We start from the raw sequence: 12,577 nt of genomic DNA, 5'->3' as shown, positions 1-12,577 counted from the left end.
TGATACTAGATTTGTGTAGAATTTATTTGTCATTTGACAAATAATTTTAAATTCAAAAATTTAAGAGATTATTCTCTTAAATTTTTATCTTTTACCTTTAGGCTTTAATTTTATTAATTGCTTTTTGAAGTCTTATAAAACCTTCATCAATTTCAGATTTTGAGATAGTTAATGCTGGTAAAAATCTTAAAGTATTATTTCCAGATTTTAGCACCATTAAACCTTGCTCAAATGCAGCTTTGATTATATTTCCTAAAGTATCTGCATCTTTTACTCTTAAACCTCTCATTAGTCCAAGACCAACATGAGATAAAAATATATCTTTGTTTGCTTCAAAAATATCATTTAGTTTTTTTGAGAAATAAATAACAGTTTCATCTAATTTTCCACTATCTTTTAAATCTTCTAAAATATCTAAAACTTCAAGCCCTGTTGCAGTTACAAGATAGTTTCCACCAAAAGTACTTCCATGATCTCCAGCACCCCAAATATCTTTGTGTTTAGTTAGAACTGCACCAATTGGAACTCCACCACCTAGCCCTTTTGCTAAAGTTATAATATCAGGTTCAATCTCATATAAATTTGAAGCTAAAAACTCACCAGTTCTAAAAACTCCCGTTTGAACTTCATCTACAATTAATAAAATATCATTTTGTTTTAAAAACTTTGCAAGTTCTTGAATTTTATCTTTTGGAAATGGAAAAACTCCACCTTCACCTTGCACAAGCTCAATCATAACTGCAACTGTTTCATCATCTATTGCATTATAAACATCATCTATTGCATTAAAAGAAAAACCATCTGGATATGGTGCAAACTTATCTTGATGAAAAGAGCTTTGCCCTGTTGCTTTTACCGTTGTTATTGTTCTTCCGTGAAATGAGTTCTCTAAAGTTATGATTTTAAATCTTTTTTTCTCAAACTTTGTTTTTCCGTAAGTTCTAGCTATTTTTATAGCTCCTTCATTTGCTTCAGCTCCACTATTTGCAAAAAAAGTTCTAATATCATATCCACTTAATTCATTTATCTTTTTTGCTAAAAGTGCTTGAGGCTCTATTGCATAAAGATTTGAAGTGTGAAGTAAATTTGAAGCTTGTTCAAAAATTCTTTTCGCAACTCTAGGATTTCCATGCCCAACACTTGTTACTCCAATTCCTGAAGTAAAATCAATATAATCTCTGTTTGAATCATCATATAGTGTTGCATTCAGACCTTTTTTGAAATTTACATAATTTCTAGCATATGTATGAAGAACATAATCTTTATCTAATTTTTCTATCTCTTTCATAATTTTTTCCTAACTTTATATAAAATATATCATAAACTAAGACTTACTATACAATCTTTTAAAATATCTGGTTTAGAAATTTTTAATTTTAAATTTCTTATCTCATAATTTTTTTGTATCAGTTTTGCTACAGTTTTAACAGCATCTTCTAAAAGCTCAAATTTTCGCTCTTTCATTGTCTCTTTTATAAGTTGGCTAACTTCTGAATAATCAATAAATGAGCCATCTTTAAACTCATAATCAAAACTTAGATTTACAATAACTCTTTGCTTTTTTTTTCTTTCAAAATCAAGTATTCCAATAATACATTTAAAAGTTAAATCTTCAATATATATTGTCATATTACTTTTTTCTCTTCACCTTTTACAAGCCTTATAATATTTGGAATGTGCTTGTATAAAATTATAAAGGCTATTATGTACATAGGAGCATTCGAACCTACATTTAAACCATCATTTATCAAAATTGCACTTATAACAACTGCAATAAGTCCCAAAAGGCTTGAAAGTGAAGATATTTTTAAAACTTTTGCAAATACAAGCCAAACAACTGCTCCAATTAAAGTTGGAATAGGAATAAGAGCAATATAAACACCTAGCCCAGTAGCAACTCCTTTCCCACCTTCAAGTCCTAAATATATTGAATAACAATGTCCTAAAACACTTAAAACTGCCATTCCCCAAAGAGTTTCATCACTTAAGTCAAAAATATACTTAGCAATTAGAATCAAAACTGTTCCTTTTAAAGCATCCAAAATAACAGTTGCTATTCCCAATTTTTTTGCCAAAGCTGGATTTGTTTGTTTTACTACTCTTAAAACATTTGTAGCCCCAATACTTCCACTTCCTTGAGTTTTTATATCAACTTTTGCGAAAACTTTCGCCAAAATAAGTCCAAATGGAATTGAACCAATTAAATATGCCAAAAGATAAAAAATTATATTTTGATTTGTTAAAAAATCCATCAATAACCTTTGTTGTTTATTAAAATTAAATGGGATTATAACCAAAATTTTGCTATATTCCCACTTAATAAAAATATATAAAGGTACTATTATTGAATTATAAAGAAGAGATTTTAAAACTAAAAAAAGAGCTAGATGTTGTACTTGTAGCACACTTTTATCAAAGAGATGAAGTCTTTGAACTAGCTGATATTACGGGCGATAGTTTAGAATTAGCAAAAAAAGTAATGGAAAGCCCAAAAGAGTTTGTTGTATTTTGTGGTGTAGGATTTATGGGTGAGAGTGCAAAAATTTTAAATCCACAAAAAAGAGTTTTAATGCCAAGAATTGCCTGTTGTGCAATGGCTAGAATGATAGATGAATCATATTTCTTAGAAAATCTAAAAAAAATGAATGAAGCTGGAATATCAAATGATGATATTTTACCAATTACATATATCAACTCAAGTGCAAGTGTAAAAGCAAGAGTTGGAGAGATGGGTGGAATGGTTTGTACATCTTCAAATGCTTATAAAATTATTGAAAAAGGTTTAAAATCTGGCAAAAAAATCTTTTTTGTTCCTGATCGTTGTTTAGGGCAAAACTTTGCAAAAAGTTTAGGGCTAAAATCGGCAGTTATTGGAGATGGAACAAATTTAAAAGAGGCTGATATTATCTGTTACAATGGTTTTTGCTCTGTTCATCAGCAGTTTAATATTGATGATATAGATTTTTATAGAGAAAAATACCCTGGAATACTTGTAGCTGTTCATCCTGAATGTGATCCTGCTGTTTGTGATAAAGCTGATTTTGTTGGCTCAACTTCTCAATTAATTAAGTATATAAAAGAACTTCCAATTGAGCAAAAAGTTGTTGTTGGAACAGAGTTTAATATGGTAAATAGATTAAGAGAGAAAAATACATATATTTTAAGTTCGACAAAACCAGAGTGTCCAACTATGAATGAGACAACTTTAGAGCATGTTTATACAACTTTAAAATCTATAAAAGATAATAAAATAAGCGAATTAACAGAGATTAAAGTAGATGAAAAAACTAGACATTGGGCAAAAATAGCACTTGAAAGGATGTTTGAAATATGATACATATAAAAAGGTTTGTAAAACAAGCAATTACTGAAGATAATGGAAGAGGAGATCTATTTTATGATATTGCTCCTGAGGGGAATTTTACAGCTAAAGTTATCTCTAAAAGTGAAGGTATTTTAGCAGGTGTTATGTATGCTGATATTCTTGCACGAACAGAAAAACTAAAAGTTGAGTTTCTAAAAAAAGATGGAGATAAAATAAAAGCTGGGGATATTTTGGCAAAACTTGAAGGTAGAGCTTCAAAACTACTTTCAACAGAGAGAAGTTTTTTAAATATGCTTCAACATGCAAGTGGAATAGCAACAATGGCAAATAAATTTTCAAGTCAAATAGAAGATTTAAATGTAGTTTTACTTGATACTAGAAAAACAAGACCACATTTAAGAGATTTTGAAAAATATGCTTCAAGAATTGGTGGAGCAATAAATCATAGACTTGGGCTTGATGATTGTTTGATGTTAAAAGATACTCACTTAAGAACAATAGATAACTTAAAAGAGTTTGTAAAAAAAGCTAGAAAAAGAATATCTTGGGTTACAAAAATAGAAATAGAGTGTGAAACTTTTGAACAAGTTAAAACAGCTATGGATGCAGGAGCAGATATTATTATGTGTGATAATATGACTCCAACACAAATAAAAGAAGTTGTTGAATTTAGAAACAAGAACTATCCATATATTATGCTTGAAGCTAGTGGAAATGTAAGTTTAAAAACGATTAGAGAATATGCACTTACAGGTGTTGATGCAGTTTCAAGTGGAAGTATTATTCATCAAGCAACTTGGCTTGATTTTTCAATGAGAGTTGATTAATTTTGAAAAAAGATTTTATCTTAAATAATAAAATAGATATGAGCTTGTACTCAAAGGCTTTAGAATTAATAGAGAAAAGTAGATATATTTTAATAATCACTCATATAAACCCTGATCCTGATTCTATTGGAGGAGCTTTAGCTTTATCAAATTTATTTGCAGAAAATAAGATTAAACATAAAGTTTTTAATATAAGTAGTGATTTACCAAAAAATCTTGATTTTATAAATAGATTTGAGAAAATTACAAATATTTTACCACCTTTTTATGATTTAGCAATTAGTGTAGATTGTGGAACTTACAAAAGATTGGGTTTTGAAGTACCTAAAGATATTCCACTTATAAATTTTGACCACCATGCTTCAAATGAAAACTTTGGAACTATAAATTTAGTTGATCCATATAAAAGTAGTACAGCTGAAATAGTTTTTGAATTTTTTAAGCATAATGGTTTATATATTACAAAAAATAGTGCAACTGCTTTATATACTGGAATTTATGATGATACTTTAGCCTTTTCTTTAGGTCGTTGTGATGAAGAGACTTTTAAAAAGGTTAATTTTTTAGTTGAATATGGTGCAAATCCAGCTTTTATTGCAAATAAGCTATTAAGAAGAGACTCTTTGGCAAAATATAGAATAATTCCAAAAGTTTTAGAGAGTCTTGAACTTTATAAAGATGGAGAAGTTGCAACAATATATGCTTTACCAGAGTGGTTTAAAAGTACAGGAGCACATAGTAGAGATTGTGAAGATGCTTTGGATATGATTATGAGTATGGCAATAGTAAAAATTGCTTTTTTTGTTAGATATACAAATGATGCTTGTAGAGTATCTTTACGAAGCAAAGATGGTGTAAATGTATCAAAAATAGCTTCTATTTTTGGTGGTGGTGGGCATTTTAATGCTGCTGGTTGTACAATTGAAATAAAAGATGTTTTAGAAGCAAAAAATTTAGTATTAAAGGAAATTCTTGAAATTTACAAATAAAATTAATTTAAATAGATTTAGCCTAAATGAATTAGCAATTTATGCGGCATTAATTATTGTTTTAGTAGTAGCTGCTTTTATATTTTTCTCTCCAACTTTTGAAAGAGAAAAACCTATTGTAAAGTTTGAAAATGAGATAGAAGGAAAAGAGATTTATTGGAATTTAAAAACTCCAATAAAAGTTTTAATTGCAGAAAAAAGTGGAATAAAATCATTTAAAGCTACATTTAATGATGGAACTACAAATATAGAGTTAGATAGCAAAATTGAAGCTGAAGATTTAGAAAAAGGAATTTATAGTGTTGAATTAAAAGCACCAAAAATGACTGAACAAATCAAGGCAAAAGAGGGAACTATTAGCCTTGAAGTTTATGATAATAGTCAATGGAATTTTTTTAGTGGAAATAAAACCCTAAAAAATACAAATTTAATTGTTGATAGAAGAAGCCCAATTATAAATGTAATTTCAAATTCATATATGATAAAACAAGGCGGAAGTGGAATTTTAATTGCTGAAATTCAAGATGAAAACCTAAAAGATTATTATGTATCTTTTAATGACCAAGAGATTTTTGAGATGTTTCCTTTTAGAAAAAACAACTATTTCATCTCAATTATAACTTGGCCAATAGATATAAATGAGTTTAAAGGTGTAAATATTATTGCAAAAGATAGTGCAGGAAATAGATCAAGTATGAGAGTTCCTTTTTATATTCAAAGTTTCAAACCAAAAATTGATAATCTAAAAATTAGTGATGACTTTGTAAATAGTGTAAGTAAGAATGTTTTAGAACTAAGTAATGAGAGTGTTCCTGACTCTATTTCTGAAGCTTTTGTAAAAACAAATAAAGATTTAAGAGCAAAAAATCTTAAAACTATGAAAGATGTAACAAGAAAAAACTTTGTAAATTCTAGTGAAATTCCTTTTGAGCTAAAAACTTTTGTAAGAATGACAAATGCAGCAACTTTTGCTATGTTTGGTGAGAGAAGACACTATTTTTATAATGATGAAAAAATAGATGAAGCTTGGCATTTAGGAATGGATTGGGCAAGTACAAAACAAGCAAATATATATACAACAAATGCTGGTAAAGTTATATTTAAAGATTATTTAGGAATTTATGGAAATAGTATTATTATTGACCATGGATATGGTGTTTCATCTTTATATGCTCATACAAGTAGCCAAAATGTTGAAGTTGGAGATTTTGTAAATGCTGGTGCACATATTGCAAATACTGGATCAACAGGTGCAGTTTTTGGAGATCACTTACATTTTGGAATTTTAATTCAAGGAATTGAAGCAAATCCAAATGAATGGCTAGATTATAATTGGATAAAATTAAATCTTACAAATACTATAAATAGTGCAATAAAAATTATGGATGGAAACAAAAATGAAACAAAGAACATTAAATAAAAGTGTTGAAATTGTAGGAGTTGGGCTTCATAAAGGAGTTCCCGTAAAAATGAGGCTAGAGCCACTTCCAGAAAATAGTGGGATTATTATTTATAGAAGTGATGCAGCTGTTACAATTCCACTTAAAAAAGAGTTTGTTGTAGATACAAAAATGGCAACAGTTTTGGGGAAAGATGGAGTTATAGTTTCAACTATTGAACATCTTTTATCTGCTATTTATGCCTATGGAATTGATAATTTAAGAATTATTTTAGATAATGATGAAATTCCTATTCTTGATGGAAGTGCTTCAGGATATTGTATGCTAATAGAAGAAGCAGGAATTAAAGAGCAAGAAGAGAGCAAAAAAGTTATAAAAATAAAAAAAGAGGTATCTGTATCAACAGAAGATGGGAAAAGAGTTAGTTTAAAACCATCTAATAGAATTATTTATGACTTTGAAATCAAATTTAACCATCCAGCAATTGGAAGCCAAAAATATCATTTTGATTACTCTATTGAAGAGTACAAAGAGAGTATTGCAAAAGCTAGAACTTTTGGTTTTCTACATGAAGTTCAATACTTAAGAAGTATAGGTTTAGCTCTTGGTGGGTCTATGGAAAATGCAATAGTTTTAGATGAATCAAAAATTCTAAATCCTGAAGGGCTTAGATATGATGATGAGTTTGTAAGACATAAAATTTTAGATGCGATTGGGGATATGGCACTTTTAGAATATACAATGATAGGTGAATATGATGCAGTTGCTGGAAGCCACCACTTAAATCATCTATTAACAAAAAAACTTTATGAAGATAAAGAAAATTACGAGATTGTTGATTTAGAAGAGGCTAAAAAAGAAGCTGAAGTATTTGAATTAGCTTTTGCAAAACAACTAAGCGAGTAAAAGTTGATTGAAATTTTAGTAATAACTATTTCAAACCCTTTATTAATTGGTATTTATAAAAATAAAAAACTATTAAAAGAGATAAAATTAGATGGACTTACATCTGATAAACTACCTCTTTTATTTGAAAATTTACTAAAAGAGTTCGATATAAAAACAATCTCTTATGTAAATACACCTGGTTCTTTTATGTCTATAAAAATAGCATATATTTTTCTAAAAACTCTTACACAAATTAAAAATATAGAGTTTTTAGCAGTAGATGGTTTTACTTTTAATCAAAATTCACCAATAAAGGCTTTGGGGAAAAAATACTTTATAAATGAAAATGGAGTTATTAAAGTAGATTTTTTGCCAGAATTTTGTAAAATCCAAGATTTTGAATTACCAGAGAGTTTAGAAAATATACAATTTTCAAAAGAGACTCTTCCGATATATAATTTACCAGCTGTATAAAATAGTTATAAAAGATAGTGTTTCCTTATTTGAAGGGAACAATTTAAAAAGGAGAATATTTGAGAATAAGTGTTCCAGCTACAAGTGCCAATTTAGGTCCTGGATTTGATTGTTTAGGTCTTGCCGTAAGTCTTAAAAATCAAGTAATAATAAAACCATCAAAATTTCATAGTGTTTCATTAAAGGGTGAAGGAGCAAATAACCCAGCTCTAAAAGATAACAATATGTTTATCTCAATTTTTAATGATTTTTATCACAATTTATCAAATAAAAAAAGATTTTTTAGATTTGAGTTTTTTAATGAAATTCCTCTTTCAAGAGGATTAGGAAGTTCATCAGCAGTTATTGTTTCAGCAATTGCTAGTGCTTATGCAATTGAGGGAATAGAACTTGAAAGAGATAAACTTTTAAATTTAGCTTTAGCATATGAAAGTCATCCAGATAATATAACACCAGCTGTTATGGGTGGTTTTAATGTGGCAACTGTTCAAGATAATGAAGTAAAATATATAAATAAAACTATGCCAAAATCTTTAAAAGCTGTAATTGTTGTACCAAATAGACCTATTTCTACAGCTCTTTCAAGAAAAACTTTACCATTTAAGTACTCAAAAGAAGATACAATTTTTAATATTTCTCACTCTTCACTTTTAACAGCAGCATTTATGAGTGAAAATTGGGAGATGTTAAAATATGCTTCACAAGATATGGTTCACCAAAAATATAGAATGAAACATATGCCAGAACTTTTTGATGTACAAAAAACTGCTTTAAAAAATGGTGCTTTAATGAGTACATTATCAGGTTCAGGTTCAACACAATTTTCTATAGCTTATAACCAAGATGCAAACAAACTTGAACAAGCTTTAAAAAATAAGTTTCCTCATTTTAGAGTTTTTACAATAGATTTTGACAACCAAGGTGTTAAAATTGAACTTTGATAAAAGCTTTGCTATTAAGAAAAATTTAGGTATAATGTTTGCCTAGTTTAAAAATAATCCTAAGAACTTGTATTTTTTGTAGAGGAAAATATGAACAAAAAGTACTACTTAGATTAAAATGCTTCGAGAAAAAGTTGTCAATTTATGATAATTTTGGAAGAAGCTTTTATATTTGTAACTCATGTCTTTCCACACTAAACGAGAATACAAATGAAAAAACTTATAAAAAATATGAAAAAGCACTCTGTAGAGAGTGTAAAAATAACGATAAATACGTTATACAACTTAAGGAGATTCTAACAGATGTCAGATACAGTAAGAGTTTATGAAATTGCAGAAGAAGCAGGTGCTAGTAGCCAAGATGTAATTACTAAGGCAAAAGATTTAGGAATAGATTTAAAATCAGCACAAACAGCAGTTTCATACGAGGATGCAGAAGAGATTACAAACTATATTCTTACAGGAAAAAGTAAGAGAATAAAAGAGAGTGTTCCTGCAAAACCAAAAAAAGTGGAAAAACCACAAGAAGTTGAAAAAGAGATTGAAAAACCTGTTGCTAAAAAAGAAGCTATTGATGTTGAAGTAAAAAAACCTGAAGTTAAAAAAGTTGCAATTTCAAAACCTATACAAAAAGCTCCTATTTCAAATACGAAAGATAACAACCTAGAAATAAATGAAGAACAAAATAAAATTGTTCCTAAAAGAAAAGGTTTAGTTATTATTAAAAAGAAAACACCTAAAGAAGAGAGTGTTGTCTCAAATAATTTTGAAAATAATCAAGAAAAAAAACCTACAAAATCTTTAAGTGATATTTTTGGACCAGATGACTCTAATTCTGAACCAGTAAAACACAAACCAGCTAGTGAAATTTTTGCTCCAAAAGTAAAAAAAGAGAAAAAGAAAAATCCTGTAAAAGCTCAAGAACATGGTAAAAAAATCGAAGTTGTAAAAGGTGATGATGATTTTAGAAGTAGTGATGACTCTTTATTAGGAGATGAAGTTGTTCTTCTTGATATGGATTTACAAGATAACTTCAAAATTTTTGATGAACCAAAACCTGTAAATACTACAAATCACTCAAGAAGTTCAAAACCAGCCGCTTTTGGAAATGTTCCAACTGGTCTTCAAAGAGGAAAAAGAAAGAAAAGAGTTGTTAGAGTTCAAGAAAAAGCTGAAATATCTTCAGTTACTATTCCTGAAGATATTAGAGTTTATGAATTTGCAGAGGCTTGTGGAAAATCTCCTGCTGAAGTTATAAAAGTTCTATTTAGCTTGGGTATGTTAGTTACAAAAAATGACTTTTTAAAACAAGATGAGTTAGAAATTCTAGGCGATGAGTTTGGAATTGAAGTAACTGTAAAAGATGCTCTTGAAGAGGTAAACTATGAAGAGAGTTATGATGAAGAAGTTGATACAAGCTCATTTGTAACAAGACCTCCTGTTGTTACAATTATGGGACATGTTGATCATGGTAAAACTTCTCTTTTAGATAGAATTAGAAGCTCAAAAGTTGCAAGTGGTGAAGCTGGTGGAATTACTCAACATATAAACTCTTATACGATTGTAAAAAATAATCAAAAAATCACATTTGTGGATACTCCAGGTCACGAAGCTTTTTCTGCTATGAGAACAAGAGGAGCAAATGTTACAGATATTATTATCATTGTTGTTGCGGCTGATGATGGAGTAAAAGCTCAAACTGAAGAGGTAATCTCTCATGCAAAAGCTAGTGGTTGCCCAATTATTGTAGCTATGAATAAAATGGATAAAGAATCAGCAAATCCCGATATGGTAAAAGCTCAAATGGCTGAAAAAAATCTAACTCCTGTTGATTGGGGTGGAGATATTGAATTTATTGGAGTATCAGCAAGAACTGGAGATGGAATTGAAGATTTACTTGAAAATATCTTAATTCAAGCGGAATTACTAGAGTTAAAAGCTGATCCTACTGCAAAAGCAAAAGCAACTGTAATTGAAGCAAGTTTGGAAAAAGGAAGAGGTCCAGTTGCAAATATTATCGTTCAAAATGGAACTTTAAGAGTTGGTGATAATATAGTTTGTGATACAACATTTGGAAGAGTAAAAGCTATTACAAATGATATGGGTGAAATTGTAAAAGAGTTAGGATTAAGTGAAACAGGAACTGTTTTAGGTCTTAATGAAGTTCCAACAACAGGTTCTAGCTTAATTGCTATGGATAGTGAAAAAGAAGTAAGAGAAATTGCAAATACAAGAGCTGAACATGCTCGTGCTAAAGAGTTATCAAAATCTACAAAAGTTTCTCTTGAAGAGATGAGTGGACTTATTGCTGAAGGAAAAATCAAACAACTTCCAGTTATTATCAAAGCTGATGTTGGTGGTTCATTAGAAGCTATTAAAGGTTCATTAGAAAAAATTGCAAATGATGAAGTAAAAGTAAAAGTTATTCATGCGGCTGTTGGTGGAATTACTGAAAGTGATATAGTTCTTGCAAGTGCTAGTGAAGGTTGTATTATTTTAGGATTTAATGTAAGACCAACTGGTGTTGTTAAAGCAAAAGCAAAAGCTGATGGTGTTGAGATTAATACTTATTCAATTATCTATGATTTACTTGATGATGTTAAAGATGCACTTTCAGGTATGATGAGTGCAGTAATAAGAGAAGAAAATACAGGTCAGGCAGAAGTAAGAGATACTTTTGTTGTTCCAAAAGTAGGAACTGTTGCTGGATGTTTAGTAACTGATGGAAAAGTAATCAGAGGTGGACATGCAAGAATTATTAGAGATGGAGTTGTAACTTATACAGGAAAAATATCATCATTAAAACGATTTAAAGATGATGTTAAAGAGGTTGCAAATGGTTATGAGTGTGGAATTATGTTTGAAAAATTCAATGATATAAAAGTTGGAGATTTTATTGAAACATTTATTCAAATTGAAGAAAAAGTATCAATAGACGACTAATGAAAAGTATCAATTTACAAAGAACAGAATCTCTACTTATGGAGTTAATTCCTCAAGCATTATCACAGTTGGCTGATAATAGAATTAACTCTTTACCAATTACAGGAGTAAACTGTAAAAATGGAAAATATGATGCCATAGTTTACTTTGACGGAAGTGATTTTGATAAGAATGAGATAAAAGGTGTAATACAAGCCTTAATTAAAGCAAATGGAAGAATAAAAAGTGATGTTCTAGCAAGTACAGGTTGGTATAAATGTCCAAATTTTAAATTTGAAGTAGATACTAGCCTAGAAAAATCAAAACATATAGAAGATTTATTTGCAAAAATTAAAAAAGACAAAAAGAGCGAAGAAGAATGAATTTAGAAGAACAAATTAAACTAATAGTTGAAAATAGTGGTTTAAATCTTTATGATATTGTTACAACAAAAGAGCATGAAAGAAATATTTTTAGAGTAGTTGTAACTTCAAAAGATGGGGTAAACCTTGATAAATGTGCTGAAGTTTCAAGACTTATTTCACCACTTTTAGATATTGAAGAACCAATGGGTGGAGTTTATAATCTTGAGGTTAGCTCTCCTGGAATTGAGAGAAAATTAAAGAAAAAAGAGCATTTTATAGCAAGTATTGGTGAGCTTGTAAAAGTAAAAAATTATGCAACAGAAACTTACAAAGGTGAGTTAATTCTTGCAGATGATGAAAAAATAATTATAAAAACTGAGTTTGGAGAAGAAGATATTGCTTATGACAATATTCTAAGTGCTGCAACTTATTTTGAGTGGTAAAAA

At 29.1% G+C, this 12,577-nt stretch carries 13 protein-coding genes; 10 read left to right on the top strand and 3 right to left on the bottom strand.

Annotation, left to right across the window (positions count from 1 at the left end; genetic code table 11):
• Positions 1-97 precede the first annotated feature (97 nt).
• From IQC44_RS02380 to plsY, 3 genes are read right to left on the bottom strand one after another with little or no spacing between them, the layout of a single operon-like run.
• Positions 98-1,288 carry an aspartate aminotransferase family protein gene (locus IQC44_RS02380; protein WP_198304606.1) on the bottom strand — a complete coding sequence of 397 codons (1,191 nt, stop codon included), beginning with the start codon at positions 1,286-1,288 and terminating at the stop codon, positions 98-100.
• 29 nt (positions 1,289-1,317) lie between these two features.
• Positions 1,318-1,629: a dihydroneopterin aldolase gene (locus IQC44_RS02375; RefSeq protein ID WP_198304605.1), complete on the bottom strand. Its 312-nt coding sequence runs from the start codon at positions 1,627-1,629 to the stop codon at positions 1,318-1,320.
• The gene (gene plsY, locus IQC44_RS02370) at positions 1,626-2,252 is read right to left on the bottom strand and encodes a glycerol-3-phosphate 1-O-acyltransferase PlsY (protein WP_198304604.1); all 627 of its coding nucleotides are present in this window, start codon (positions 2,250-2,252) and stop codon (positions 1,626-1,628) included. Before plsY ends, IQC44_RS02375 begins: the two co-directional genes overlap by 4 nt.
• A gap of 92 nt (positions 2,253-2,344) precedes the next feature.
• Here plsY and nadA point away from each other — a divergent pair, with 92 nt between their 5' ends.
• The 10 genes from nadA (at position 2,345) to rimP (ending at position 12,574) form a co-directional block, all read left to right on the top strand.
• A complete protein-coding gene (gene nadA, locus IQC44_RS02365) occupies positions 2,345-3,334 on the top strand; it encodes a quinolinate synthase NadA (RefSeq protein ID WP_198304603.1) in 990 nt (329 codons plus the stop codon).
• On the top strand, positions 3,331-4,152 hold the full coding sequence (gene nadC, locus IQC44_RS02360; protein WP_198304602.1) for a carboxylating nicotinate-nucleotide diphosphorylase: 822 nt from the start codon (positions 3,331-3,333) through the stop codon (positions 4,150-4,152). Before nadA ends, nadC begins: the two co-directional genes overlap by 4 nt.
• Before the next feature lie 2 nt (positions 4,153-4,154).
• On the top strand, positions 4,155-5,141 hold the full coding sequence (locus tag IQC44_RS02355) for a DHH family phosphoesterase (RefSeq protein WP_198304601.1): 987 nt from the start codon (positions 4,155-4,157) through the stop codon (positions 5,139-5,141).
• Positions 5,125-6,561 (top strand): M23 family metallopeptidase, encoded by a 1,437-nt coding sequence (locus IQC44_RS02350; RefSeq protein ID WP_198304600.1) that lies wholly within the window; start codon positions 5,125-5,127, stop codon positions 6,559-6,561. The genes IQC44_RS02355 and IQC44_RS02350 overlap by 17 nt, the downstream gene beginning before the upstream one ends.
• Positions 6,539-7,447 carry a UDP-3-O-acyl-N-acetylglucosamine deacetylase gene (gene lpxC, locus IQC44_RS02345; RefSeq protein ID WP_198304599.1) on the top strand — a complete coding sequence of 303 codons (909 nt, stop codon included), beginning with the start codon at positions 6,539-6,541 and terminating at the stop codon, positions 7,445-7,447. The genes IQC44_RS02350 and lpxC overlap by 23 nt, the downstream gene beginning before the upstream one ends.
• Before the next feature lie 3 nt (positions 7,448-7,450).
• The gene (locus IQC44_RS02340) at positions 7,451-7,903 is read left to right on the top strand and encodes a hypothetical protein (protein ID WP_198304598.1); all 453 of its coding nucleotides are present in this window, start codon (positions 7,451-7,453) and stop codon (positions 7,901-7,903) included.
• A gap of 59 nt (positions 7,904-7,962) precedes the next feature.
• Positions 7,963-8,844, top strand: a complete 882-nt coding sequence (gene thrB / locus IQC44_RS02335; protein ID WP_198304597.1) for a homoserine kinase — start codon at positions 7,963-7,965, stop codon at positions 8,842-8,844.
• A 303-nt stretch (positions 8,845-9,147) separates the two neighbouring features.
• On the top strand, positions 9,148-11,787 hold the full coding sequence (gene infB, locus IQC44_RS02325; protein WP_198304595.1) for a translation initiation factor IF-2: 2,640 nt from the start codon (positions 9,148-9,150) through the stop codon (positions 11,785-11,787).
• Entirely contained in the window at positions 11,787-12,149 is a 363-nt protein-coding gene (rbfA, locus tag IQC44_RS02320; RefSeq protein WP_198304594.1) for a 30S ribosome-binding factor RbfA, read from the top strand. The genes infB and rbfA overlap by 1 nt, the downstream gene beginning before the upstream one ends.
• Positions 12,146-12,574, top strand: a complete 429-nt coding sequence (gene rimP, locus IQC44_RS02315) for a ribosome maturation factor RimP (protein WP_198304593.1) — start codon at positions 12,146-12,148, stop codon at positions 12,572-12,574. The genes rbfA and rimP overlap by 4 nt, the downstream gene beginning before the upstream one ends.
• The last annotated feature ends 3 nt before the right edge of the window (positions 12,575-12,577 follow it).

The sequence above is a fragment of the Arcobacter vandammei genome (genome assembly GCF_016106035.1).
Lineage (GTDB): Bacteria > Campylobacterota > Campylobacteria > Campylobacterales > Arcobacteraceae > Aliarcobacter > Aliarcobacter vandammei.
This window is presented reverse-complemented; position numbering and strand designations above follow the sequence as displayed.

Excerpts from the sequence above, each read along its gene's own strand:
- IQC44_RS02380 (WP_198304606.1), bottom strand. The coding sequence starts at position 1,288 with ATGAAAGAGATAGAAAAATTAGATAAAGATTATGTTCTTCATACATAT.
- IQC44_RS02375 (WP_198304605.1), bottom strand. The coding sequence starts at position 1,629 with ATGACAATATATATTGAAGATTTAACTTTTAAATGTATTATTGGAATA.
- plsY (WP_198304604.1), bottom strand. The coding sequence starts at position 2,252 with ATGGATTTTTTAACAAATCAAAATATAATTTTTTATCTTTTGGCATAT.
- nadC (WP_198304602.1), top strand. The coding sequence starts at position 3,331 with ATGATACATATAAAAAGGTTTGTAAAACAAGCAATTACTGAAGATAAT.
- lpxC (WP_198304599.1), top strand. The coding sequence starts at position 6,539 with ATGAAACAAAGAACATTAAATAAAAGTGTTGAAATTGTAGGAGTTGGG.
- infB (WP_198304595.1), top strand. The coding sequence starts at position 9,148 with ATGTCAGATACAGTAAGAGTTTATGAAATTGCAGAAGAAGCAGGTGCT.
- rbfA (WP_198304594.1), top strand. The coding sequence starts at position 11,787 with ATGAAAAGTATCAATTTACAAAGAACAGAATCTCTACTTATGGAGTTA.
- rimP (WP_198304593.1), top strand. The coding sequence starts at position 12,146 with ATGAATTTAGAAGAACAAATTAAACTAATAGTTGAAAATAGTGGTTTA.